The organism is Pseudomonas sp. 9_2_1, assembly GCF_059295275.1.
The window spans coordinates 1,281,334-1,306,118 of sequence record NZ_CM181239.1 but is presented as its reverse complement, the minus strand read 5'-3'; the positions used below and the strand labels follow the sequence as shown (position 1 = coordinate 1,306,118).

Here is a 24,785-nt window from a genome sequence, read left to right as displayed (position 1 = left end):
GACGTAACGCCACCTGCGTGCCAGACTGACTGATCGGGACCGCGTTATCTTTTTGCTTCGGAGTTTTCATGTCGTTGTCCAGCGGGCTGATCGCCGTGGTCGCCCTGGCCTATATGGCCGTCATGTTCGCCATCGCCTTCTATGGCGACCGCCGCAGCACGCCGTTGCCGCCGAAGCTGCGTGCCTGGGTGTACAGCCTGTCGCTGGCGGTGTACTGCACCAGCTGGACCTTCTTCGGCGCGGTCGGCCAGGCCGCCGAACAGCTCTGGGCGTTCCTGCCGATCTACCTGGGCCCGGTGCTGCTGCTGCTGTTCGCGCCCTGGGTGCTGCAGAAGATGGTGCTGATCAGCAAGCAGCAGAACATCACCTCGATCGCCGACTTCATCGCCGCCCGCTATGGCAAATCGCAAACCCTGGCGGTGGTGGTGGCGCTGATCTGCCTGGTCGGTGTCTTGCCGTACATCGCCTTGCAGCTCAAGGGCATCGTGCTGGGCGTGAACCTGCTGATCGGCGCCAGCGCCGACGCCACCGGCACCCGGGTACAGGACACCGCACTGGTGGTGTCGCTGGTGCTGGCGCTGTTCGCCATCGTCTTCGGTACCCGCAGCCTGGATGTGACCGAGCACCACCGCGGCATGGTGCTGGCCATTGCCTTTGAGTCGCTGGTCAAGCTGCTGGCCTTCCTGGCCGTGGGCATTTTCGTCGTCTTCAACCTGTACGACGGTTTCGATGACCTGTTCACCCAGGCGCGCCAGTCGATCCACCTGCAGGACTACTGGCAAGAAACCATCAACTGGCCGTCGATGGTGGTGCAAACCGCCGTGGCGATGATGGCGATCATCTGCCTGCCGCGGCAATTCCACGTCACCGTGGTGGAAAACATCGAACCCCAGGACATGCGCCTGGCACGCTGGGTGTTCCCGATGTACCTGGCGCTGGCTGCGCTGTTCGTGGTGCCGATTGCCCTGGCCGGGCAGATGCTGCTGCCGGGGACGGTGATTTCCGACTCGTTCGTGATCAGCCTGCCGCTGGCCGAGGCCCACCCGAGCCTGGCGCTGCTGGCGTTCATTGGCGGCGCGTCGGCAGCCACCGGCATGGTCATCGTCGAGGCCGTGGCGCTGTCCACCATGGTGTCCAACGACATGCTGCTGCCCTGGCTGCTGCGGCGCAACAACGCCGAGCGGCCGTTCGAGGCATTCCGCCACTGGATGCTCTCGGTGCGTCGGGTCACCATCGTGGTGATCCTGTTGCTGGCCTACGTCAGTTATCGCCTGCTGGGCTCCACGGCCAGCCTGGCGACCATCGGCCAGATCGCCTTCGCCGCCGTGACCCAGCTCACCCCGGCCATGCTCGGCGCGCTGTACTGGAAGCAGGCCAACCGGCGTGGCGTGTTCGCCGGCCTGGCCGCCGGCATTTTCCTGTGGTTCTACACCCTGGTGCTGCCAATTGCCGCGCATAGCCTGGGCTGGTCGCTGCAGCTGTTCCCGGGGCTTGCCTGGCTGCACGGCAACCCGCTTGACCTGCCGATCAGCCCGTTGACCCAAGGCGTGGTGCTGTCACTGGCGGGCAACTTCACCCTGTTTGCCTGGGTGTCGGTGCTGTCGCGCACCCGGGTGTCCGAGCACTGGCAGGCCGGCCGTTTCATCGGCCAGCAAACCAGCGCCCGCCCTAGCAGCAAGCCGCTTCTGGCGGTACAGATCGACGACCTGCTGACCCTGGCCTCGCGCTTTGTCGGTGAAGAGCGCGCGCGGCAGAGCTTCATCCGCTTCGCCTACCGCCAGGGCAAGGGCTTCAACCCCAACCAGAATGCCGACGGCGACTGGATCGAACATACCGAACGCCTGCTGGCCGGCGTGCTTGGCACCTCGTCGACCCGCGCCGTGGTCAAGGCCGCCATCGAAGGCCGGGACATGCAGCTCGAAGACGTGGTGCGCATAGCCGACGAAGCCAGTGAAGTGCTGCAGTTCAACCGCGCCCTGCTGCAAGGGGCCATCGAAAACATCAACCAGGGCATCAGCGTGGTTGACCAGAACCTGCACCTGGTCGCTTGGAACCGCCGCTACCTGGAACTGTTCAACTACCCGGACGGGCTGATCAGCGTAGGCCGGCCGATTGCCGACATCATCCGCTACAACGCCGAGCGCGGCTTGTGCGGCCCCGGCGAGGCGCAGGTGCATGTGGCCCGGCGCCTGCACTGGATGCGCCAGGGCCGCGCGCACTCCTCCGAGCGGCTGTTCCCCAATGGCCGGGTGATCGAGCTGATCGGCAACCCGATGCCCGGTGGAGGCTTTGTCATGAGCTTCACCGACATCACCCCGTTCCGCGAGGCCGAGCAGGCCCTGCGCGATGCCAACGAAGGCCTGGAACAACGGGTGGCAGAACGCACCCATGAGCTGTCGCAACTGAACCAGGCGTTGTCCGAAGCCAAGAGCCAGGCCGAAGCGGTGAGCAAGTCCAAGACCCGCTTCCTGGCGGCCGTCAGCCATGACCTGATGCAGCCGCTGAATGCCGCGCGGCTGTTCTCCGCCGCCCTGTCGCAGCAGGCCGAGGGCATGAACGATGAAGCCCAGCAGCTGGTGCAGCACATGGACAGTTCTCTGCGCTCTGCCGAAGAGCTGATCAGCGACCTGCTGGATATCTCGCGCCTGGAGAACGGCAAGATCACCCCGGATGCCAAGCCGTTCGCCCTCAACGAGCTGTTCGACACCCTGGGCGCCGAGTTCAAGGTGCTGGCCGCCGAAAAAGGCCTGGAGTTCCGCTTGCGCGGCAGCCGACTGCGGGTGGACAGCGACATCAAGCTGCTGCGCCGGGTGCTGCAGAACTTCCTGACCAACGCCCTGCGCTATGGCAAGAGCCCGATCCTGCTGGGTGCACGGCGCCAGGGCGAGCGCCTGTGGCTGGAGGTCTGGGACCGTGGCCCGGGCATTGCCGACGACAAGCTGCAGGTGATCTTCCAGGAGTTCAAGCGCCTGGACAGCCACCAGACCCGGGCCGAAAAAGGCCTGGGCCTGGGCCTGGCGATTGCCGACGGCCTGTGCCGGGTACTGGGGCATACGCTGGAAGTACGCTCGTGGCCGGGCAAGGGCACGGTGTTCCGCGTCAGCGTGCCCATTGCCCGCCAGGCCGCGCCGGCCCCCACTGCCGCGGTGGAGCAAGGCGGCCAGCCGCTGGCCGGGCTGCAAGTGCTGTGCGTGGACAATGAAGACAGCATCCTGATTGGCATGAACAGCCTGCTAAGCCGTTGGGGCTGCCAGGTGTGGACTGCACGCAACCAGGCCGAATGCGAGGCGCTGCTGGCCAAGGGCATGCGCCCGCATCTGGCGCTGGTGGACTATCACCTGGACGACGGCGAGACCGGCACCGGCCTGATGGGCTGGCTGCGAGCCCGCGTTGGCGAGCCAGTGCCGGGCGTGGTCATCAGTGCCGACGGCAGCAAGGAAACCATCGCCATGGTGCATGCGTCAGGCCTGGATTACCTGGCCAAGCCGGTCAAGCCGGCGGCCCTGCGCGCCCTGCTCAATCGCCATCTGAGCCAGGTTCAGTAAGCGCCGCGTCCGGCAACGCTTCGTCGGACAGCGCCCGTTCCAGCAGGTCTGGCGGCAGGCTTTTGCTGGCCCGCGCGCCCAGCAGTTTCAGCTGCTCGCTGCGACTGACCAGGTTGCCGCGCCCTTCGCACAGCTTGTTGCGCGCCGCGGCATAGGCCTTGTCCACCTGCTGCAGGCGGCTGCCCAACTCGTCCAGGTCCTGGATGAACAGCACAAACTTGTCGTACAGCCAGCCTGCCCGCTCGGCGATTTCGCGGGCGTTCTGGCCTTGGCGTTCCTGCTTCCACAGGCTGTCGATCACCCGCAAGGTGGCGAGCAAGGTGGTGGGGCTGACGATCACGATCTGCCGGTCGAAGGCTTCCTGGAACAGGCCCGGCTCGGCTTGCAGGGCTGCCGCGAAAGCCGCTTCGATGGGCACGAACAGCAGCACGAAATCCAGGCTGTGCAGGCCTTCGAGGCGGCTGTAGTCCTTGCCCGACAGGCCTTTGACATGGCTGCGCAGCGACTGCACGTGCTGTTTGAGCGCCGCCTCGTCATTACCGGCGACAAACTGCTGGTAGGCGGTGAGGCTGACCTTGGCGTCCACCACCACCTGTTTGTCGCCCGGCAGCATGATCAGCACGTCGGGCTGGAAGCGTTCGCCATCGGCGCTCTTCAGGCTGACCTGGGTCTGGTATTCGCGGCCCTTTTCCAGGCCGGCATGCTCCAGTACGCGTTCGAGGATCAGCTCGCCCCAGTTGCCTTGGGTTTTCTGGCCCTTCAGGGCCTGGGTCAGGTTGGTGGCCTCGTCGGAGAGGCGCAGGTTGAGCTGTTGCAGGCGCTCGAGCTCCTTGCCCAGCGAGAAACGTTCGCGCGCCTCCTGCTGGTAGCTTTCTTCCACGCGTTTTTCGAAGGACTGGATGCGCTCCTTGAGCGGGTCGAGCAGCTGGCCCAGCTGTTGCTGGCTGGTCTGGGCAAAGCGCTGCTCGCGCTCGTCAAAAATCCGCGTGGCCATGTCGGCGAACTGGGCACGCAAGGTTTCGCGTGCCTCCTGCAGGTCTTCCAGGCGCTGCTGGTGGCTTTCCTGCTGCTCGCGCAGTTCGGCCTCCAGGCGTGCCGTCTGCGCTTCCAGCCGGCGCAGTTCGGCTTCGCGGTTGGCGCGTTCCAGGTTCCAGGCGTGGGCGGCGTCACGGCCGTTGTCCCGGTCGACCTGCAGCAGCTCCAGCTCGCGGCCCTGGGCAGCCAGCTGGGTCTGCTTGAGGGTGTTGGCTTCGCTGAGGTCACTGACCTCGTCGCGGCTGGCCTCCAGCTGCGCCTGCAGGCCGGCCTGGGCCAGCTGTGCGGCGTTCAGGCGCTCTTCGAGCAAGGCCTGCTCGCCTTGCCGGGCGCCTTGCCGGCGCTGCACCTGCATGAGCCAACCCAGGCAGGGTACGGCACCCGCCACCAAGCCCAGCAGAATGCTGGCCAGATCCACTGTCATGCTTACCCCGAAAGATCCTGGATGATTGCTGCGCAGCTTATCAGCCCGAGCGGTGTGTTGCCTGTGCCGGCCCTTTCGCGGGCACGCGCACTACACCTTCAGGACGGGAACCACTGCCGGAGCAACCTTCGCGCTTCCTGCGATCCCTGCCCGGCGGCCAGCTCCAGCCAGTAGCGCGCCTGATCCGGCTCGTTGTGCTGGCACAACCGCGCGTACTCGAGCTGCGCCCGCCGATCACCGGCGCGGGCCGCCTGACGCAGCAGATCATGGCCGATGCGGCGGTCTCGGGCATTGCCGCAATCACGGCACAGCATCTGGCCCAGTCGGCTTTGCGCCACCACCACACCTTGCCGCGCAGGCTGCTTCAGCAGACGCCCTGCCAGGTGCTTGACCTGGGACTTTTCGCCCAGGCGCGGGCTGTCGAGCAGCCATAAGGCCACGGTGAGGGAAAAGCGCTTGGCGGAGGGTGCAGGACCAGATGCCGCAGGGCTGGCGAGGTGTTTACCGCGAAACTTCATTAGCAACAGGTTTGGCAACTCGAAAGGCGCGCCACTCTACGCTGTTTTTGCCACCTTGACCTGTCGATTTACGGAGGATTGAAAAAAATTTTCAATGATCTTTTCTTGACGTTTTCAGCTGAGTGACCGACCAGTCCGTTGGTGCATCACGATTGTCGGACAGTTCACTCTGTTGCTGGCACACCCGTGCTAGAGCAAGCGCGCGGGACAATCCACAGATCCTGTGGATAACTCGGTGGACAACCCCCCTCCACACCCCGCAAACCCCCGTGAATTGGGGGCCTTGGTCAAACTGACGATTTTTTCACCAGCTAAAAATAGTGTTTTTTTTCATTGACTTAACCCTGCAGTCAAGGCATTGGCGAGACGCCAGGGCCGTGTTGCGGACCTGTTACAACCGCTGCCGGGAATGTGAACAACTGCAGCAGAAACCCTCATTTGCATGCACGAAACAGGTGCATTCGCCCGAATACGGGCCACTTGCCCCCTCTTCCCAGCAACGCAAATACGCGCCATACTGCTCGGCTCACCTCGACCAGCGTGGCAACGCTTGCAAAGCACCCACGGTTGCGGTAAGGTGCCCCTCGTTAGTACCAAGCTGAAAGTCAATTCTGGCCTAAAGCGTCCTTGCAGACCCGCCCTCACTAATGAGTGGCCCTGCCGAAAGCGGACCGGCCCAATCGATGATTCCCTCGCCAGCCCAGCGCTGCCCAAGCACGAATCACGTGACAGATTGATCAGGATTCCACCCCGACGGCCTAGAACCTTGGCCCCGGCGTGCTGCCTGCCTTCCTAAGTACCTACCAGTCAGCCCAAGCGCCCACCTTTGATTGCGCCCCCTCTGGCTGCTTTGTTCCAGTCAGGTTCGTTCGTCCCTTAATAAAGGCGTCACTGGAACGTTTCTATCATGCACGGATCATATCTCCCGTGTTTAAAGCAGGAACCTCCAACAATATGCATACTCATCAAATTCAGGCTGCCATTGGCACCCTTTCCCAGGCCTTCTCGCCGTTGAAGTGCCTTATCGTTGCCCCACGCAAGGGCAGCTTCAGTTTCACCCTGGTAGACGAACACGGCGTCGCCTGCCACACCGAACGCCTGTACCCCGAACAGTACAGCCGCACTGAACCGCTGCAGGCGGTCATCGCCCGGACTCGCCAATCGCTCACCGCGTGAGTGGCGAATACGGCGGCATTCAAGCGCTGAATCCTCCCATCGTGAGCCTGCCTGAACGTTCTTGGCGTAATTGCCTTAGGGCATATCGCCCAGTGCGTCAGGCAGCAATCGATTTAAAAACAGCTCTTTACACCACGGTTATCACACTACACTTCAACTCGAGCGGTGCTAACCGCTTCCGGCGGGCCTGATCATTCACCAGCTGCCAAGCTCCAGTGCCCGTCCGGCCTTTTACTGTTCGAGGGCATCATGGGTATTGCGGCGAATGAATTGTGTCAGTATGTGATCCGACCCACCCTGGTCTACCTCAATCGTCACTGCGCGAGCGCCGAAGCCTTGTTGCTGGGTATCGCCGCCAGCCAGTCGGCATTGGGCTCGGCCCTGCATGACCGGCGCGGGCATGGCCTGTACCGCATCGGCGAACACCGCCACCAGGCACTGTGGGATGACTATCTGGCCCGCGATCCCGACCTGGCCAGCGTAGTCCGTGGCCTCGCCAGCCAGCACGCCTTCCTCGGCGGCCCGCACCTGGAGCTCACCGTCAACCTGCGCTACTCCACCGCTATCGCCTGGATGCTCGTCGAAGAGCAGGCAACGCTGCTGCCTGCGGCGGACGACTTGCTGGGCCTGGCGCGGATCTGGCGACAGATTTTCAACCCCCAGGGTCGCCTGCGCGACTTCACTCATGCCTGGCACACCTGCATAGATCAGAGATTGCCACAGGCATCTTAGGAAGCGTCCTACAAAAAAAGCGAAAAAAAGGGAATTGTGGTCGGATTGTCCTACAAAACCGCTCTAACTCCTGCGATTGAGGCTATAGCGCAGAGCGTGATTTGTTGGTAGCTTTTCGCCCCGGAGATCCCAAGGAGTTTTCTAATAATGAAAAAAGTAATGCTCAAAACCTCCCTCGGCGTTGCGATCACGCTTGCATCCAGCCAATTGTTCGCTGCCGGCTTCGCGCTCAACGAGCAGAGCATCAGCAGCATGGGGACAGGTTTCGCGGGACGTTCTTCATCTGCCGAAGATGCCAGCACCGTGTTTGGTAACCCGGCCGGCATGTCTCGCCTCAAACGTGAACAATTCACCGTGGGCGGCGCCGCCGTCATCGCCAAGTCCGACATCTCGGGCCCGGGTAGCAACCTCGGGGGGGAAACCGATGGTGACATGGTGCCGTTGGTTGGCGTACCCATGGGTTACTACGTCAAGCCGATCGACGACCACTGGAGCGTCGGCTTCGGTGTCTACGTTCCATTCGGCCTGGTAACCGACTATGGCAGCGATGACGCTGCACGATACTGGGGCAAGAAGAGCCACGTCGAGGTAGTCACCTTCCAGCCAACCGTCAGCTACGCCTTCAACGACAAGGTTTCGATCGGTTTCGGCCCTACCATCAACCGCATCAAGGGTGAACTGGGTTCGAGCCTGATCAACCCGTTCACCCCGGGCCGCAACGACGGCGAAGTGAAGATCAAGGGCGACGATACCGCCATTGGCTACAACATCGGTATCCTGGTACAGGCCACCGACAGCACCCGCGTCGGCCTGACCTACCATTCGATGGTCGACTACAAGCTCGAAGGCAAGACCCGCGTCAGCACCCCGCTGATCGGGCCGTTCAACGGCAACAAGTTCGACGCCAGTCTGAAGATCAAGACACCGGAATCGGTCGACCTCTCGGTAACCCATGAACTGGACGACCAGTGGACCCTGTACGCAGGCAGCACCTGGACGCGCTGGAGCCGCCTGAAAGACATCACAGTGCAGAACGATGTACCAGGCCCGCTGACAGGTTCGGCCTTCGAAACCATCAAGGAAGACCAGAACTGGCACGACACCTGGGCGCATGCCATTGGCGCGTCGTACAAGGTCAACAAGGAGTGGGTGTTGCGCACCGGCTTCACCGTCGACCAGTCGCCGACCAACAACCATGACCGCTCACCGCGCATCCCCACTGGCGACCGCAAGGTCTTCAGCCTGGGTGCCGGCTGGAGCCCCAACGACGACATGACCATCGACGTGGCCTACTCCTACCTGTGGGAAGAGGACACCAAGGTCAACCAGGTCAGCGCAACCAAAGGCAGCTACCAGGCCAAGTATGAGAACAGCGCTCACGGTGTCGGCGCGTCGCTCACCTACCGCTTCTGATTCATCCGCGCCGCATGAAAAACCGCCCTCGTGGCGGTTTTTTCATGCCTGCACCTGCCAGCTGTCGCCCAGGCATTCGCGCAGATAATCCATGAAAGCGCGTACCTTGGTGGTCATGGCGAAACGGTCGGCCAGGCACAGGTAGATGTCCATTGGCTCGGTCTGGGCATAGGCGTTGCCACTGTCGCTGTACTCGAACAGCGGCACCAGCGCACCGGATGCCAGGTGTGGCCGTACGATGAACTCGGCCAGACGAGTGATGCCGCCATGGTGCACTGCCATCTGGGTCAGGGCATCGATGTCATCGCTGATAAGTACGCTGCCGAACTCCGGCTCGAAGCGCAGCCCGTCCCGCACGAAGCCCCAGCGCAGAAAGCGGCCGTCTACCGGATAGCGGAATACCAGGCAACGGTGATCGCGCAGGGCCTCGGGGGTAGCAGGCACACCTGCGCCTTGCAGGTAGCCGGGCGAGGCACAGCAGATGAACGGGATACGGGCGATGGGCCGGGCGAGCAGCTGGTCTTCCAGTTGCGGGGCAATGCGCAGACTGACATCCACGTCTTCACGGGCATGGTTGACCCTGCGATCGGTCGTTACCAACTCTATCGAAAGCAGTGGGTAGCGGGCACTGAATGCAGGAATCAGCGGCGCCAGGACGTGTCGCCCGAACGCGGAGGTGGAGGCAATGCACAGCCGCCCCTGCGGCTCGCTGTCGGGGGTGGTGACGGCCTGCTCAGCCAGGGCGAGGTCGCGCTCGATGTGCCTGACGTGCTGGTAATACTGGCTGCCGGCGGGTGTCAGCGCCATGCTGCGGGTAGTCCGGCTGATCAGGCGCACCTGCAGGTGGGCTTCCAGGCGCGCCAGGTTCTGACTGACCGCAGCCGGGCTAAGCCCGAGGTTGCGAGCGCCGGCGGCGATACTGCCGGCGTCTGCCACCTTGATGAAACTGCGAATGGCGTTGAGCAGATCCATGGGCGAGCTCTTGGATTCGTAAGATTTTCTTTATAAAGAAATCAATCCGGCGGGTCTACAGCGGCTTGATGCTGGATTGTTAACCTGCGCGTCTACCCAGCTTTCAGGAGTTGCTATGAGAGACCTGTCCCAAGCGCGTAGCCGTCGCAAATTGCACCCGGGCGCCACGCCTTACGTGTTCGCTTTCTATATGTCGTCGATCATGGCGCTGTTGATGTGTTTTGTGATCACCGCGGCCAATGCCGGCCTCGGCCCGGAGTACCTGAGCAACGTCATGAAGGCGTATCAGCTGGCGATGCCAGTGGCTTTCGTTTGTGTGCTAATGGTTAGGCCGCTGGTGGTACGGTTGGTGGCCATTACGGTGCATGCGAAGTGAAATCCTCCGCTCCTTTGCCGTAGGAGTGAGCGCATACTCTTCACGCTCACGCCATGGGCATTCATTTTTAGTAGACATTCCTTAGCGAGGGTGGGGCTGAGTCACCTTTCCGCCCTTAGGGCGGGTCACTTTTGTCTTGGCAAAAGTAACCATGGGCCTGCCCCGTGACAACGGACGCCAAGAGGCGATACTTGAATCGTTCTCTTGGAGGTTGCCAAGTCCACTCGAACCTACCGTAACTACACCGAAGAGTTCAAAATCCAGGCCATTGCCTTAGCGCAAACGCTAGGAAGAACCGAAGCTGCCCGGCAACTCGAGATTCCCGTAAAGACGCTAGATAACTGGGTTGATGCGTCTCGAAAAGGGCACTCGTTAAGCTCCCCGACCGACGCCCTGTCAGTAAAGACGACAGCGAGCTGGCGCGGCTCAGGGCCGAGAATGCCGAACTCAAACTGGAGCGCGAAATCCTAAAAAAGGCGGCGGTATTCTTTGCCAAAGAGTCCAGGTGAGATACGCCTTCGTCGCTAGTGAACGGCTCAATTCCCGGTGCGATTGCTCTGCCGGGTGATGGGTGTCTCAGTTTCAGGGTTTTACGACTATCAGCATCGCCAGGGCCGTCCAGATCGAGACGCTCAGATTCGCGTTGATTTGCGCAAGGCCTACGCGGCCAGCCGGAATACATATGGCCGACCACGGCTGGTCGAAGCGTTGCGCCGGCAGGCACACGCAGTGGGCCACAAGCGGATAGGTCGGGTGATGCACGAGGAACACATCCAAGGCAAATGCAAAGGCGGTTTCAAACCCTGTACGACTGATAGCCACCACTACCTACCCGTAGCGGACAATGTGCTGGCTCGTCAGTTTTCCGTGAGCAGCGCCACGCCCACTTGGGTCAGCGATATCACCTACATCGCCACCAAAGAGGGATGGTTCAAGTAGACATTCATTAGCGAGGGTGGCGCTGAGTCACCTTTCCGCCCTTACGGCGGGTCACTTTTGTCTTGGCAAAAGTAACCAAAACCGCCCGCTCCCATCATCCGGCCCCTACGCTGCGCTTCGGGGTTCCCTCGCTCCGGGCTTGCTCCCGGGAGGACCGCGCTGCAGGCCCCATCCTGGGGCCCAGCGCTTGACGGGCATCCATGCCCGTCACCTCCCTCCGCAAGCCCTGCGCTCGGCCTCCTGAAGTCGCAATCTGTGTCGTCTGGACTATCGCGCGCTTAGAAGCAGAGCAAGAGCAGAAGCAGGAGCTGTTGCTGTTGCTGTTGCTGTTGCTGTTGCTGTTGCTGTTGCTGTAGATCTTGATCTTGATCTTGATCTTGATCTTGATCTTGATCTTGATCTTGATCTTCGCGACTTCAGGAGGCCGAACGCAGGCCTTGCGGAGGGAGGTGACGGGCAAGGATGCCCGTCAAGCGCTGGGCCCCAGGATGGGGCCTGCAGCGCGGTCCTCCCGGGAGCAAGGCCGGAGTGAGGGGACCCCGAAGCGCAGCGTAGGGGCCGGATGATGGGAGCGAGCGGTTTTTGGTTACTTTTTTCCAAGAAAAAAAGTGACTCGCCGTAAGGGCGAAAAGGTGAGTAAGCGTCGCCATCGCAACTGGACTGTTCGCCATATCAAAACCGGCGCATAAGCTCCAAGCTCCAAGCTCCAAGCTTCAAGCCATGGGCATTCATGGAGGTCACGGCTGAGAGCCGATAGCCCTTTCAATGGCAGCCCGGAATTCCGGGTCATCCGGCTTGGTCAGGCTAGAGAAATTACCAATCACCTTGCCCTTGCGATCCACCACATACTTGTAGAAATTCCACTTCGGCGCACTGCTCTGGCTAGCCAGCTCCGCAAACAGCGGTATTGCATCCTTGCCCCGCACCGCCTGCGTCTTGGTCATCGTGAACGTAACCCCGTAATTGGCATAGCAGACCTTGGCCGTCTGCTCACTGTCGGCATCTTCCTGCTTGAAATCATTGGACGGCACACCAAGCATTTCAAGCCCCTGCCCGTGATACTCCTTGTACGTCGCCTCAAGCCCCTCGAACTGCGGCGCAAACCCGCAATAGCTCGCCGTATTGATCACCACCAGCGGCTTGCCCGCAAACCGCTCGCACAACTCGACCTGCCCCTTGCCCCGCAATTCTGGCAGGCTCCCCTGCAACAACGCCGGGCAATCGGCAGCCCAGCCTGATGCGCTGCCAACCAGGGCCAGCACCGGCACCGTCAACCAATGTGCACGCATGGTTCATCACTCCCGCAAAACATTCCTTGAGCTTGCAGGGTAGCGCCTAACAAACACTCATGCCCAATTGCATCAACGCCATCCCGCCCTGGTGCCAGCCCCACCACGCCAACGCCAGCAGCATCAGCGCAGCCACGGCCAGCAGCCCGCGAACCAGGTAGCGGTTCATACCGCCTGGGCCTGCAAGCGGGCCACCGGGCGCTCGCGCACCGGCCAGTTCAGGGCGGCAGCCAGCAGGCTGAGCAGGATGGATATCTGCCAGACCAGGTCGTAGCTGCCGGTACGGTCATACACCACCCCGCCCAGCCAGCCACCCAAGAAGGCACCCAACTGGTGGAACAGGAAAACAATACCGCCAAGCATGGACAGATTACGCACCCCGAACAGCGTGGCCACGGTGCCGTTGGTGAGTGGAACGGTGGACAGCCACAGCAGGCCCATGGCGATACCGAACAGGTAAGCACTGAACTGGCTAACCGGCGCCCACAGGAACAGCCCGATCACCCCCGCACGTAGCAGGTACAAGCCGGTCAACAGGCGCGGCTTGGACATGCGCCCGCCCAGCCAGCCGGCGGTGAAGGTGCCGACAATATTGAACAGGCCAACCAGCGCCAGCACCGTCGTGCCAGTTGTCGCCGCCAAGTGCTGGTCAACCAGATACGCAGGTAAATGCACACCGATAAACACGACCTGGAAGCCACAGACGAAGAAGCCCAGCGCCAGCAACCAGAAACCGGAATGCGAGCAAGCCTCGCGCAGTGCCTCACCCAGGGTCTGCTCGGCGCCATGACTGGGCAGCGGACGATCGCGCAGCAGCCCGACGAAGGGCACGATAAACGCCACCATCAGGCCCAGCACCAGCAGCGCGGCGGACCAGCCCAGCCACTGGATCAGGCCAAGGGTGCCCGGCAGCATGGCGAATTGGCCGAAAGAGCCGGCAGCACTGGCGATGCCCATGGCCATGCTGCGCTTCTCGGAAGGTACAGCCCGCCCGACCACGCCTAGAATGACCGAGAACGACGTGCCGGACAGGCCGATACCAATCAGCAAACCGGCACTGAGCGACAGCGACCATGCCGAATCGGCCATGCCCATCAGCATCAACCCCGCGGTGTAGAGAATGCCACCAATGATCACCACCCGCGCCGCCCCCAACCGGTCGGCCAGGGCGCCCGCGAACGGCTGTGCCAGGCCCCAGATCAGATTCTGCAAGGCAATGGCGAAGGCGAACACTTCACGCCCCCAGCCAAAATCGGCGCTCATTGGCGCCAGAAACAGGCCAAAGCCGTGCCGCACACCCAGGGACAGCGCCAGGATCAGCGCGGCCCCTACCAATACCCACCCGCTGGTTCGCCACACCGAAGTCATTGTCATTATCTCCAGCACATCGCAAGGTTTTTACGGGTATATACCCGCTTATAGTCGTATCAATTCAGGCCAGCTGGTCCAGCAGGCGCACCAGTTCATCCCGCTGCCCTGCCCCCAGCCGCTCGACAAGCGAGGCCTGGGCCTGTTCCCAGGCTGGGCGGGCCGCGTGCAGCAGTCGCATGCCCGCCTCGGTCAGCAACACCACACGGTTGCGCTGGTCGTCGCCATCGGCCAAGGCCACCAAGCCCTCAGCCTCCAGCACACGCAGGTTGCGCCCCAGGGTACTGCGCTCCAGCCCCATGGCTTCGGCCAGGGCAGTGATGCTCGGGCGATCGAGCCGCTGCAAATGCCGCAGCAGGGAAAACTGGGCAACGTTCACCCCGAAGTCCGCAAGGGCTTCGTCATAGTGCCGGCTCACCCCGCGGGCGGCACGACGCAAATGGGTGCAGATGCATTCACTGGTCAGCATGGATACGTGTATATACCCGCGTCATGACTGTTGCAAGACATTTCATTTTTAGCCGACAAGCTCAATCTGGATTCAATCGTTTGCGAATCGGCTCGAATTCCGGCGTGCCGTTGCGCGGCAAAGGGTCCGGCGCGTTTTCCTCGATCGCCTGCCAATAGCGCCATGGCACCTTGGCCGAACCCAGCTCGTAATCCATGCCATCCCAGTTGTCTTCGCGAAAGCTGTAGAACGCCCAGTGCAACTGGTTGCGATCCAGCACGCTGAGGACATCCTCAAGGTATTGCTTGCAGCCCGGCAGCCGGCGCATGCAGCCGAACTCACCCACCACCAGGCGTGAACGCGGCAGGTTCATGGCCGCAATCCAGGCCAGCGGCAGTTGCAGATAACGTTCCACCCGTTGGCCATCCCACTGCTGGATTTGCCCGGCGAAGGCTACCGGACCGGGATAGGCGATGGGCTGCTTGCGCGTCATGTTGGGCGCACTGGTGGCAACATAGGGTTCGTACATGTGCACGCTGTACAGCACCCGCTGGTCTTCCAGAGGGGCGGGCCAGTAACCGAACGCGTCTGCTGCAGCGAACCAGCCGGCATCGACCATGATGGGTGTATCGGCATCCTCTTCACGAATAGCCGCTATCAATTGCCGATAAAGCGCTGGCAGATCTCGCGCACCACCCTGCTCTCGCGCATACCACTGCTGCATTTGTACCGTCTCGGCATGCTCGGCCAAGCCGCCCTGTTTTTCCGGTGCTGGTTCATTGATCAGGTTATAGGCGGCGATAGCCGGGTGGTCCTTCAGTTCGCGCGCCACATCGCGCCAGAAGGCCTCAGCCTGCCGCCAGTAACGCTTGTCTTGCCAGAGACGATCGTCGAACTGCCCCTGGTTGTTCTGCGACCAGCGCATGCCAGGCAGCGAGAGCGGTGCAATGACAACTTTCAGCCCCGCCTGGTGAGCTCGGTCGAGGGTGGCGCGCAAGATCGCCAGGTCGCCAGCAGGCAGGCCTTGATAGTCATCGGCGTCGCCGAGCAGAAAATCACGCTGGGCCGGCTGCCATTTATCGTAGGACAGCCGCACCCAGGTCGCGCCATAGCCGCTCAGGCCATCGAAGTAGGCTTGATCGGGCGGTAACCGATTGAAGCTGTTGCCGCCATGGCGAGGGTTGTCCCAGAAAGCCATTAACTCGGCCGCCGTGGCAGCCGGCAGCATGAACGACAACAATGCAGCGAGAACGAAATGACGCATGGCACGCACGCTCCTTGTCAGTTGAAGAAGCGGCGAGCATACGCCTGCAAGAAGATGGTGGCTTTTGCTGATATCTTTCCGGAAATTACCGGGATTCGAAGGGTAAAAAGCCTTACAGCTACGTCTTAAAAAATCGTCGGAATATTCCTAGATCGCCAGCACCAGCACCACTGCCAGCTCCAACAGCTCCAACATCGCCCCTGCCGTGTCACCCGTAGTCCCTTCAAGGCGCCGACACATCGCGTGACGTAGCCAGGCGAAGCCCGCCAATACCACCAGCATGACCGAGAACGCCTGATGGCCAGCTAGCACGATGCACAGCAGCACACTGACGAGCAAAACCCAGGCAGCCTCGCGCCGAGGCAGGTGCTCGGCCAGCGCCTGGCCCAACCCGCCGGGACGCACATAAGGCGTACCGAGGAACAGGCCCAACATTGCCGCTCGCCCGATCAGCGGCGCCAGCAGCAACTGCGCCCCGATACCTTGCCCAACCAGCACCCACAAGGCGCAGAACTTCAACAGCAGCACCAGCACCAGAGTGACCACGGCAATCGGGCCACTGCGAGGGTCTTTCATGATCCGCAGTGTGCGTTCACGGTCGCCGAAACCACCTAGCCATGCATCAGCACTGTCAGCCAAGCCATCCAGGTGCAAGGCGCCACTGAGCAGTACCCACAGCGTCAGCAGCAAAGCCGCGTGCAGTGGTGCCGGGGTACCTTGCAGTAGCTGGCTGGCCAGCCACAGCAGCAGGCCAAACAGCAGCCCCACCAGCGGGTAATACAAAAGGGAACGCCCCACCTCGCGCGGTGCCGGCATACCCGGCAGGCTTACGGGCAAGCTGCTGAGAAACTGCAAGGCAATCCAGAACGGCAGCATTTCAACGCCCCTCCAGCAGTTGCCCGTCGTCGTTCGGTACCAGCCGCATCAACGCACCATGCCCGACTTCGACCTGCAGCAACTGCGCCTTGGGCAAGCCACGGGCACGCGCCAGCAACAGCCGCATGACCCCGCCATGCGTCACCAGCAGCACGCGTTTGCCGGCATGCTGACCGGCCAGGCGCTCGATAGCCTCCAGCACACGCTGGGCAAACGCTTCGACCGGCTCGCCATTGGGCGGTGTGAAGGCGTAAGGGTCTGCCCAGAAACGCCCCAGCGCATCCGCCTGATCTTCCATGATCTGTGCGGCGCTGCGGCCTTCCCAATCGCCGAAGTGCAGCTCCTGCAGTGCGGGCTCACGCTGCACCGGCAGGTTCAGCCGTGCGCCCAGTTCATCGGCAAAGCGCGCACAGCGCTGCAACGGCGAGCTGACCAGTACCTCCCAGGGGCCGGCCTGGGCAACCGCGCTGCGCATCTGCGCCCAGCCCTTGTCGGTCAGGGCATCGTCGAGGCTGCCACGCAGGCCGCCCTGTTCCGTTTCACCGTGGCGCAGCAGGTCGAGGATCATGCCGGGCGGTCCGCCACTGCAGCTTCGGCAAAGGTTGCCATCTGCCCGTGCAGCGCACAGGCCAGGCGTAGCAGCGGCACGGCCAGGGCAGCCCCGCTCCCCTCGCCCAGGCGCAGCCCCAAGGCCAGCAATGGCTCGGCCTGCAGCGCGGCAAGCAGGGCCTTGTGCCCAGGCTCTGCGCCTTGATGGGCAAATAGCAGCCAGGCCCGGCACTGCGGGTTGAGGCGCACGGCCAGCAGCGCGGCGACGCTGCAGATGAAGCCATCCACCAGCACCGCGATACCTGCCTGCGCGCAGCCGATGTAGGCGCCGACCAAAGCCGCGATTTCAAAGCCGCCGACACAGCCCAGTGCTTGCAGTGGATCATCCGCTTGCAGGCCATGCAGGCTCAGCGCCCGTTCGATGACCTCGGCCTTGTGCCGCACACCGGCGGCGTCCAGGCCCGTGCCAGGACCGCTCAGTTCAAGGGCCGGGCAGCCCAGCAGGATGCTGGCCAAGGCCGCGGCGGCCGTGGTGTTGCCAATGCCCATCTCGCCACCGATGAACAACTGCGCGCCTTGTTCGGCTGCGCGCAGGGCGCTGTCGCGGCCGGCCTGCAGGGCGGCGTGTAACTGACCTTCGGTCATCGCTGGCTGGCGGGCGAAGTTGGCCGTACCGGTGCCCAGGCGCAGATGGCGCACGCCGGGGAGCTCGAGATGAGCGTCGATGGTGCCCAGGTCGATCACTTCCAGGCTGCCCTGCAGCTGGCGCGCCAGCACACTGATTGCCGCGCCGCCGCCGACGAAGTTGCGCAGCATCTGGCCGGTCACCGCCTGCGGATAGGCCGAGATGCCCTCTTCGACTACGCCGTGGTCGCCGGCGAAAATGCTGATCGCGAGCTGGTCCAGGCTTGGTCGCTCACGGCCTTGCAGACCGGCCAGCTGGATGGCCAGGCCCTCCAGCTGGCCGAGCGAGCCTGCGGGTTTGGTCAGCTGTTGCTGACGGGCGCGGGCCTGGTCCATGGCGACGCTGTCTTGGGGTTGGCAGGGGGTTTGCCACCAGGGTTGGGTCATGGGTGTAGGCCTGTTTCAGGTTGGGAAAAGAGTTGTGAGTGTGGTGGACCGGGAGGTGTCCGCCTTGAGTATTTCGGCGCCTGTGAGATCGAGCGCCGCCCGCGCGGCGCATCGCCGGCAAGCCAGCTCCCACCTCTGTTTCAGGCCAATTACTCCTGATCCATTAGCGCGCGGTCCCTTGGTTGTCCCCTTCGATACTGCGTCGTGCTCCAGGGGGACGCGCGCCAATTGCACAGGTATAACTGGCCAGAAACAGATGTGGGAGCTGGCTTGCCGGCGATGCGCCACGCGGGCGGCGCTCGATCTCACCGGCGGCGGAATACTCAAGGCGGACACTTCCCGGCTCAAAGCATTCATGACGGCCCCTCACAACCCAGCCCCTTTCAGCACCAACGGCAACCCCGCCACCGTCAGCACCACGCGCTGACAACGCTCGGCCACCGCCTGATGCAACCACCCGGCCAAATCGACATAACGCCGGGTCAGCTCCCCCATGGGCACTACCCCCAAGCCAGTTTCATTACTGACCAGGATGATAGTGCCAGGCAATGGCTCCAGGCAGGCCAGCAGGGCATCACGTTCCTCGGCCAGGCGCTGTTGGTCTTCCAGCATCAACAGGTTGGTCAGCCACAGGGTCAGGCAATCCACCAGCAGGCAGCGCCCTTCTGCCGCGTTGGCACGGAGCACTGCGGCCAGAGCCAGCGGCTCTTCGATCAGCCCCCAGTCATCCGGCCGCCGCTGGCGGTGCAGCAGCACGCGCTCGTTCATCTCACCGTCCAGCGGCTGGCTGGTGGCAATGTAGGTCACTGGCAGGCCGCTATCACTGGCCAGTTGTTCGGCCAGGCGGCTTTTACCGGAGCGGGCACCACCGAGTACAAGGCTGCGCATATCAGGCCACCCCACAAAGTTGACGCAATTGCGCCGTGTCCAGGTGCTTATCCACCAGGTCGGCCAGGCGTTCGATATCGCGTTCGCGCAGAGCCTGGTAGTCGATGGTCTGCACATCCTCCAGCCCTGCCCAGCGCAGCAGCGCCGCGCACGACTGGCTGCCTTCGAACAAACCGTGCAGATAAGTGGCGAGCACCTGGCCATCAGCACTGACAGCACCGTCACAGCGGCCATCAGCCAGCGTCACTGCAGGATGCTCCAGGGCAGGCCCCGTGGTGACGCCAGCGTGAATTTCATAGCCTGCCACCGCCGCTGCTGCCAGGTTCAGCGTGCCAGCAACGTTGCGCAGTTGCTTTTCAGCTTCCAGCACCGTGGCATAGTCGAGCAGGCCAAGCCCCAGGCTTGAGCCTGCAGGGCCTTCGAGGCCCAGCGGGTCATGCACTTCGCGACCCAGCATTTGCAAGCCGCCGCAAATACCAATCAACTTGCCGCCATAGCGCAAATGCCGCGCGATGGCCTTTTCCCAACCGCGCTCGCGCAACTGTGCCAGGTCGCCGCGCACGCTCTTGGAGCCCGGCAGGATGATCAGGTCGGCAGCCGGAATCGGCTGACCCGGACCGATGAACTGCAGGTCTACCTGCGGGTGCAGGCGCAGCGGGTCGAAGTCGGTGTGGTTGCTGATGCGCGGCAGTACCGGCACGATCACCTTGAGCACGCGCTCGTGCTTGGCGCCCTGGCGCACATCGATGCCGTCTTCGGCCTCCAGGTGCAGGTCGGTCACATACGGCAGCACACCAAGCACCGGCTTGCCGGTACGCTCTTCCAGCCAGTCCAGCCCCGGTTGCAGCAAGGCAATGTCACCGCGGAAGCGATTGATGACAAATCCCTTGACCCGCGCCTGCTCACTAGGCGACAGCAGTTCGAGGGTGCCGACCAGATGGGCGAATACACCGCCGCGGTTGATGTCGGCGACCAGGATCACCGGGCAGTCCACCGCTTCGGCAAAGCCCATGTTGGCGATATCGCCGGCACGCAGGTTGATCTCTGCCGGCGACCCCGCACCTTCGACCATCACCACTGGCCAGGCGGCACTCAGGCGCTGGTGCGAGGCCAGCACCGCCTGCATGGCGATGACCTTGTAGTCGTGGTAGGCCACCGCGTTCATGCTGGTGACGGCGCGGCCATGGATGATCACCTGGGCGCCGGTGTCGCTGTTGGGCTTGAGCAGCACCGGGTTCATGTCGGTGTGCGGCGCCAGCCTGCAGGCCTGGGCCTGCACGGCCTGGGCCCGGCCGATTTCACCGCCGTCGGCAGTTACCGCGCTGTTCAACGCCATGTTCTGCGGTTTGAACGGCACCACGCCGACGCCCTGGCGCAACAGCCAGCGGCACAGCGCGGTCACCAGGGTGCTCTTGCCCGCATCAGAGGTGGTGCCCTGCACCATGAGGGTGGTCATGCTGTTTCCTTCTGGTAATCCGCCAGGGCCTGGGCCAGGCGCTGTTCATCTGCCGCGCAAGCGGGCAGCCCAAGGCGCACGGCCAGAGGCTGCTCGAACAGGCGCACGAGGATGCCGCGGCGGGCGAGGAAGTCATGCAATTGCACAGCGTGCTGGCTACGCACGTACTGGAACAGGTCGCAGCCACCGCTGGGCGCCAGGCCAGCGCTGCGTAAAAGCTCGGCCAGCCGCAGGCTGGCGCCGGCGCAGCGTTCGATCTGCTGACGCTGGGCGGCTTGATCGGCCAGGCAGGCCTGGGCCAGCACCCGGGTCGGGCCGTTCACGGTCCAAGGGCCGAGCAGCTCAGCCAGGCGCAGCAGGAGGCTGCGCTCGGCAGCAACAAAACCCAGGCGCACGCCAGCCAGGCCGAAGAATTTGCCAAACGAGCGCAGCACGATCAGGCCTGGGCGTTCGGCGCAACCGACCACGCCTTCGGCAGGTGTGTTGTCGATAAACGCTTCATCGACCAGCAACCAGCCACCGCGGGCGGCCAAGCGAGCATGCCAGGCCAGCAGGCGCTCACGCGGCACCCGGCGCCCCGTTGGGTTGTTGGGGTTGACCAGCACCAGCACATCGAGCGTGTCGAGCGCCGCCTCGACCTGCGTTTCATCCAGCTCCAGCAGCTGATGCCCCGCCCGCTGCCATGCATACGGGTGCTCGGCATAGCACGGGGTCAGCACCCCTACCCGGCCGGCTGCGCGCAGCTGCGGCAATGCCTGGATCGCGGCCTGCGAACCGGCCACTGGCAGCAATTGACGGGCACCGTAGTAGGTGCGCGCTGCATCTTCCAGGCCGTCCTCGGTTTCCGGCAGGCGGGCCCAGGCATCCACAGGGATCGAAGGGATAGGGAACGGCCAAGGCGCGATGCCACTGGACAGGTCGAGCCATTGCTCGCGAGCAATGCCGTATTGCCGCACAGCGCGCAGCAAGCGGCCACCGTGTTCAAGCATTGATATACGCCCCCAGGCAGATCACCAGCAGCCACAGCCACACGCCGCGCTGGACCAGGTACCAGCCACGCTCGATGGCGTCGGCGTCGGCCATCGGCCCCTCGCCCAGGCGGGGTCGTTCATGCAGCTCACCGTGGTACACCGCCGGGCCGCCCAGCTCGACCCCCAGCGCACCGGCACCGGCGGCCATCACCGGCCCGGCGTTGGGGCTGTCCCACAACGGGCCCTGCTTGCGCCAGCAGGCCAGGGCCAGGCGGGTCTTGCCCAGCAGCGCATAGGTCAGCGCCACCAGCCTTGCGGGAATATAGTTGAGCACATCGTCGATGCGCGCCGCACACCAGCCAAAGCGCTCGAAGCGCTCGTTGCGGTAACCCCACATGGCATCCAGGGTGTTGCTCAGGCGGTACAGCACCACGCCCGGCGCGCCAGCGACCACAAACCAGAACAGCGCGGCGAACACTGCATCGCTGCCGTTTTCCAGCACCGACTCGGTGGCCGCGCGGGCCACGGCGGGCTCGTCCAGTTCGCGGGTTTCGCGGCTGACCAGGTAGCCGACCCGCCGCCGTGCCTCTGCCAGGTCGCCCTGGCGCAAGGCGTTGGCCACTGGCAGTACATGCTCGCCCAGGCTGCGCAGCCCGACGGCGCAGTACAGCGCCAGCACGTCCACCAGCCAGCCGATATACGGCAGCCAGGACAGAATCAGCGCCACCAGGGTCAGCGGCACCACCGCCAGGAACCACGCGCTCACGCCGTGGCTGCGCCAGCCGCGCCCGCCGGCGTTCAGGCGGCGCTCGAGGTTACCGGCCATAGTGCCGAATGCCACCAACGGGTGGCGCCGCTGCGGCTCGCCCAGCAAGGCGTCCAGCGCCACCCCGGCCACGGTCAGCAAGGCCACGCTCATTGGCGCTCTCCCCATTGGTTTTCGAACAGCATTTCAGTCAAGGGCCGTTCTTCGGCCCAGCCTTCCTGCACCAGCATCGGCGCCGGGTAGAATTCGGTGACCGGCCCCAGGCACAGCACCGCCACCGGTTTGGCGCCGGCCGGCATGCCCAGCAAGGCCGCCAGCGCCTGCGGGTCGAACAGCGACACCCAGCCCATGCCCAGGCCTTCGCCCCGGGCGGCCAGCCAGAGGTTCTGGATGGCGCAGGCCAGCGAGGCGAGGTCCATTTCCGGCAGGGTGCGGCGGCCGAATATGTGCGACTCACGGTTGTCCATCAAGGCCGCCACCAGTAGCTCGGCACAGTCGTTGATGCCCTCCACCTTCAGTTTCATGAAGGCATCGGAGCGCTCGCCCAGCGCCTCGGCGGTACGCACTCGCTCCGCCTCCACCAGTGCCTGGATACGTGTACGCAGGTCACGCTGGGTAATGCGGATGAAGCGCCAGGGCTGCATCAGCCCGACACTGGGTGCCTGGTGCGCGGCAGCCAGCAGGCGGCCAAGCAGTTGCGGCGCTACCTCGCCAGCGGCGAAATGGCGCATGTCGCGGCGCTCGCCGATGGCCCGGTAAATGGCGGCGCGCTCGGCGTCGCTGAAGGCGTGCTGGCTCATGGTCGCAACAGCGCCGCCGCCGCGTCCGGGTTGGAGGGGAAGTAGAAGTGCACGTAGGAAGCCGTCAGCCGCCCCAGGCGATACACCGCTTCATTGCCCCGCCCGCCGTTGGGGCTCAGGCCGCGAGCGATCGGTTCCTGCGTGGTGCTGGTCAGCGAGTGGTGATAGGTGTGGCCACGCAGGGTGCCTTCCGGCAGCGCCACTGCTTGCAGGGCCAGCGCTGCCAGGCGCTTCTGCATGGTTGCCTCGCCGGGCAGCAGGCCGAGCAGTTCGGCACGTTCGCCGGCCACATCGGTCAGGGCATCGAGCAGGTACAGCATGCCGCCGCACTCTGCCAGCAGCGGTTTTCCCTGGACGTGATGGGCACGGATCGCCTCGCACATCGGCGCGTTGGCAGCCAGGGCGTGGTGGTGCAGTTCAGGGTAGCCGCCCGGCAGGTAGAGGCTGTCGACCGCAGGCAATTCGCGGTCATGCAGCGGCGAGAAAAATTCCAGGTGTGCACCCTGGTTGCGCAGCAGTTCGAGGTTGGCGCCATAGGTGAAGGCAAAGGCTTCGTCCCGTGCGACACCAATACGCACGCCGGCCAGCAAGGCAGCACTGGCTTGTGGCTCGGGCGCGGCAAAGGCCACTGGCGGCGGCAAGGCAGCATCGCAACTGGCGCCCAGCGCCTCGGCGGCGGCGTCCAGGCGTGCGTCGAGGTCGTTCAGCTCGCTGGCCTGGACCAGGCCCAGGTGACGGCTGGGCAGTTCGATGCCACGCTCGCGCGACAAGCCACCGTACCAGCGCAAGCCTTCGGTCAGGCTGCCCTCCAGCAGTTGCGCGTGGCGCAGGCTGCCGACACGGTTGGCCAGCACGCCGGCGAATGGCAGGTCGGCCTGGTAACGTGCCAGGCCCAGGGCCAATGCGCCGAAGGTCTGAGCCATGGCCGTGCCATCGATCACCGCCAGCACCGGCACGCCAAAGTGGCGCGCCAGGTCGGCGCTGGACGGCGTGCCGTCGAACAGCCCCATTACCCCTTCGATCAGGATCAGGTCGGCGTCACCTGCGGCTTGCCACAACAGGCGGCGGCTTTCCTCGGCACCGATCATCCACAAATCCAGTTGATAAACCGGCGCACCGCTGGCACGTTCCAGAATCATCGGATCGAGAAAATCTGGCCCGCATTTGAACACCCGCACCTTGCGCCCGTGGTTACGGTGCAAGCGGGCCAACGCAGCAGTAACGGTGGTCTTGCCCTGGCCCGAGGCCGGTGCCGCGATCAACACGGCGGGGCAATGACGGGGCTGGTTCACAGTTCTACGCCCTTTTGTGCGCGGATCCCGGCCTGAAAGGCGTGCTTGAGCATGCCCATTTCGGTCACCGTGTCCGCCAGCTCGATCATCTCGGGCTTGGCCGCACGGCCGGTGACGATCACATGCTGCATGGGCGGACGGGCCTGGATGTCGGAAAGCACCTGGTCAAGGTCGAGATAGCCATGCTTGAGGGCGATGTTCAGCTCATCCAGTACCACGAACTGCACGCTCGGGTCCTGAAGCAACTGGCGCGAAACGGCCCAGGCCGCTTCGGCGGCGGCGATATCACGCTGGCGGTCCTGGGTCTCCCAGGTAAAGCCTTCGCCCATCACGTGGTAGCGCACCTGCTCGGGGAAACGCCGGAAGAACAGCTCCTCACCAGTGCTGTTACGGCCCTTGATGAACTGCACCACGCCACACTGCATGCCATGGCCCAGGGCGCGCGCGAGCATACCGAAGGCCGAGCTGCTCTTGCCCTTGCCATTGCCGGTCAGCACCAGCAACAAGCCGCATTCGTTGGGGGAATTGGCGATACGTTCGTCGATGATCGCCTTCTTGCGCTGCATGCGCGCCAGGTGGCGTTCGTCGCGTTCGGTGGGTTCGCTCATCAGGGTTCT

General features: G+C 63.7%; 26 protein-coding genes. 8 read left to right on the top strand and 18 right to left on the bottom strand.

Translation table 11 applies throughout. The features are described 5' to 3' along the window. Positions 1-68: 68 nt before the first annotated feature. On the top strand, positions 69-3,545 hold the full coding sequence (locus AC5O5I_RS05890; protein WP_172226430.1) for a hybrid sensor histidine kinase/response regulator: 3,477 nt from the start codon (positions 69-71) through the stop codon (positions 3,543-3,545). Here AC5O5I_RS05890 and AC5O5I_RS05885 read toward each other — a convergent pair. Together AC5O5I_RS05885 and AC5O5I_RS05880 are read right to left on the bottom strand one after the other, a co-directional pair. Next, positions 3,517-4,890, bottom strand: coding sequence for a DNA recombination protein RmuC (locus AC5O5I_RS05885; RefSeq protein WP_494512741.1), 1,374 nt, complete (start codon positions 4,888-4,890; stop codon positions 3,517-3,519). The two genes, AC5O5I_RS05890 and AC5O5I_RS05885, sit on opposite strands and share 29 nt — an antisense overlap. A gap of 212 nt (positions 4,891-5,102) precedes the next feature. Then, positions 5,103-5,522: a tetratricopeptide repeat protein gene (locus AC5O5I_RS05880; RefSeq protein ID WP_494512206.1), complete on the bottom strand. Its 420-nt coding sequence runs from the start codon at positions 5,520-5,522 to the stop codon at positions 5,103-5,105. Between the two features lie 954 nt (positions 5,523-6,476). On the opposite strand from AC5O5I_RS05880, the gene AC5O5I_RS05875 reads away from it, so the two are divergent. The 3 genes from AC5O5I_RS05875 to AC5O5I_RS05865 all read left to right on the top strand — a co-directional run bounded on the left by AC5O5I_RS05875 (position 6,477) and on the right by AC5O5I_RS05865 (position 8,843). Continuing rightward, positions 6,477-6,698, top strand: coding sequence for a hypothetical protein (locus tag AC5O5I_RS05875; protein WP_172226407.1), 222 nt, complete (start codon positions 6,477-6,479; stop codon positions 6,696-6,698). 249 nt (positions 6,699-6,947) lie between these two features. Then, entirely contained in the window at positions 6,948-7,430 is a 483-nt protein-coding gene (locus tag AC5O5I_RS05870) for a hypothetical protein (RefSeq protein ID WP_172226404.1), read from the top strand. A 147-nt stretch (positions 7,431-7,577) separates the two neighbouring features. After that, the gene (locus AC5O5I_RS05865; protein WP_172226401.1) at positions 7,578-8,843 is read left to right on the top strand and encodes an OmpP1/FadL family transporter; all 1,266 of its coding nucleotides are present in this window, start codon (positions 7,578-7,580) and stop codon (positions 8,841-8,843) included. A gap of 42 nt (positions 8,844-8,885) precedes the next feature. Here the strand turns inward: AC5O5I_RS05865 and AC5O5I_RS05860 are convergent, their stop codons facing one another. Continuing rightward, positions 8,886-9,815 (bottom strand): LysR family transcriptional regulator, encoded by a 930-nt coding sequence (locus AC5O5I_RS05860; protein WP_172226398.1) that lies wholly within the window; start codon positions 9,813-9,815, stop codon positions 8,886-8,888. A 115-nt stretch (positions 9,816-9,930) separates the two neighbouring features. Between AC5O5I_RS05860 and AC5O5I_RS05855 the strand changes: the two genes are divergently transcribed. The 4 genes from AC5O5I_RS05855 (at position 9,931) to AC5O5I_RS05840 (ending at position 11,486) form a co-directional block, all read left to right on the top strand. Further along, positions 9,931-10,191, top strand: a complete 261-nt coding sequence (locus AC5O5I_RS05855) for a DUF2798 domain-containing protein (protein WP_494512205.1) — start codon at positions 9,931-9,933, stop codon at positions 10,189-10,191. A gap of 204 nt (positions 10,192-10,395) precedes the next feature. Continuing rightward, a complete protein-coding gene (locus tag AC5O5I_RS05850; protein ID WP_494512204.1) occupies positions 10,396-10,662 on the top strand; it encodes a transposase in 267 nt (88 codons plus the stop codon). 96 nt (positions 10,663-10,758) lie between these two features. Continuing rightward, the gene (locus AC5O5I_RS05845; RefSeq protein WP_494512203.1) at positions 10,759-11,130 is read left to right on the top strand and encodes an IS3 family transposase; all 372 of its coding nucleotides are present in this window, start codon (positions 10,759-10,761) and stop codon (positions 11,128-11,130) included. A gap of 200 nt (positions 11,131-11,330) precedes the next feature. Next, complete coding sequence (locus AC5O5I_RS05840; protein ID WP_494512202.1) at positions 11,331-11,486, top strand: hypothetical protein; 156 nt, start codon at positions 11,331-11,333, stop codon at positions 11,484-11,486. 381 nt (positions 11,487-11,867) lie between these two features. Here AC5O5I_RS05840 and AC5O5I_RS05835 read toward each other — a convergent pair whose 3' ends face one another. The 15 genes from AC5O5I_RS05835 to cobO form a co-directional block, all read right to left on the bottom strand. Continuing rightward, positions 11,868-12,419: a glutathione peroxidase gene (locus tag AC5O5I_RS05835; RefSeq protein ID WP_172225371.1), complete on the bottom strand. Its 552-nt coding sequence runs from the start codon at positions 12,417-12,419 to the stop codon at positions 11,868-11,870. Between the two features lie 46 nt (positions 12,420-12,465). Further along, positions 12,466-12,588, bottom strand: a complete 123-nt coding sequence (locus AC5O5I_RS05830) for a hypothetical protein (RefSeq protein ID WP_494512201.1) — start codon at positions 12,586-12,588, stop codon at positions 12,466-12,468. Beyond that, a complete protein-coding gene (locus AC5O5I_RS05825) occupies positions 12,585-13,787 on the bottom strand; it encodes an MFS transporter (protein ID WP_175586347.1) in 1,203 nt (400 codons plus the stop codon). The genes AC5O5I_RS05830 and AC5O5I_RS05825 overlap by 4 nt, the downstream gene beginning before the upstream one ends. 64 nt (positions 13,788-13,851) lie before the next feature. Then, positions 13,852-14,256 (bottom strand): MarR family winged helix-turn-helix transcriptional regulator, encoded by a 405-nt coding sequence (locus AC5O5I_RS05820; protein ID WP_172225374.1) that lies wholly within the window; start codon positions 14,254-14,256, stop codon positions 13,852-13,854. 61 nt (positions 14,257-14,317) lie between these two features. Further along, positions 14,318-15,433 carry a glycoside hydrolase family 5 protein gene (locus AC5O5I_RS05815; RefSeq protein WP_256676398.1) on the bottom strand — a complete coding sequence of 372 codons (1,116 nt, stop codon included), beginning with the start codon at positions 15,431-15,433 and terminating at the stop codon, positions 14,318-14,320. A 213-nt stretch (positions 15,434-15,646) separates the two neighbouring features. Further along, positions 15,647-16,375 carry an adenosylcobinamide-GDP ribazoletransferase gene (locus AC5O5I_RS05810; RefSeq protein ID WP_494512200.1) on the bottom strand — a complete coding sequence of 243 codons (729 nt, stop codon included), beginning with the start codon at positions 16,373-16,375 and terminating at the stop codon, positions 15,647-15,649. 1 nt (position 16,376) lies between these two features. After that, positions 16,377-16,943 carry an alpha-ribazole phosphatase family protein gene (gene cobC, locus AC5O5I_RS05805; protein WP_494512199.1) on the bottom strand — a complete coding sequence of 189 codons (567 nt, stop codon included), beginning with the start codon at positions 16,941-16,943 and terminating at the stop codon, positions 16,377-16,379. After that, on the bottom strand, positions 16,940-17,995 hold the full coding sequence (cobT, locus tag AC5O5I_RS05800; protein ID WP_172225386.1) for a nicotinate-nucleotide--dimethylbenzimidazole phosphoribosyltransferase: 1,056 nt from the start codon (positions 17,993-17,995) through the stop codon (positions 16,940-16,942). The genes cobC and cobT overlap by 4 nt, the downstream gene beginning before the upstream one ends. Positions 17,996-18,361: 366 nt before the next feature. Then, entirely contained in the window at positions 18,362-18,883 is a 522-nt protein-coding gene (cobU, locus tag AC5O5I_RS05795) for a bifunctional adenosylcobinamide kinase/adenosylcobinamide-phosphate guanylyltransferase (protein WP_172225388.1), read from the bottom strand. A gap of 1 nt (position 18,884) precedes the next feature. Further along, the gene (locus AC5O5I_RS05790; RefSeq protein ID WP_494512198.1) at positions 18,885-20,339 is read right to left on the bottom strand and encodes a cobyric acid synthase; all 1,455 of its coding nucleotides are present in this window, start codon (positions 20,337-20,339) and stop codon (positions 18,885-18,887) included. Further along, entirely contained in the window at positions 20,336-21,328 is a 993-nt protein-coding gene (cobD, locus tag AC5O5I_RS05785; RefSeq protein WP_494512197.1) for a threonine-phosphate decarboxylase CobD, read from the bottom strand. The genes AC5O5I_RS05790 and cobD overlap by 4 nt, the downstream gene beginning before the upstream one ends. Then, on the bottom strand, positions 21,321-22,229 hold the full coding sequence (gene cbiB / locus AC5O5I_RS05780) for an adenosylcobinamide-phosphate synthase CbiB (protein ID WP_494512196.1): 909 nt from the start codon (positions 22,227-22,229) through the stop codon (positions 21,321-21,323). Before cbiB ends, cobD begins: the two co-directional genes overlap by 8 nt. Further along, positions 22,226-22,876 (bottom strand): 5,6-dimethylbenzimidazole synthase, encoded by a 651-nt coding sequence (gene bluB / locus AC5O5I_RS05775; RefSeq protein WP_494512195.1) that lies wholly within the window; start codon positions 22,874-22,876, stop codon positions 22,226-22,228. Before bluB ends, cbiB begins: the two co-directional genes overlap by 4 nt. Further along, entirely contained in the window at positions 22,873-24,168 is a 1,296-nt protein-coding gene (locus AC5O5I_RS05770) for a cobyrinic acid a,c-diamide synthase CobB (RefSeq protein ID WP_494512194.1), read from the bottom strand. The genes bluB and AC5O5I_RS05770 overlap by 4 nt, the downstream gene beginning before the upstream one ends. Next, complete coding sequence (gene cobO, locus AC5O5I_RS05765) at positions 24,165-24,776, bottom strand: cob(I)yrinic acid a,c-diamide adenosyltransferase (RefSeq protein WP_172225412.1); 612 nt, start codon at positions 24,774-24,776, stop codon at positions 24,165-24,167. The genes AC5O5I_RS05770 and cobO overlap by 4 nt, the downstream gene beginning before the upstream one ends. Positions 24,777-24,785 lie beyond the last annotated feature (9 nt).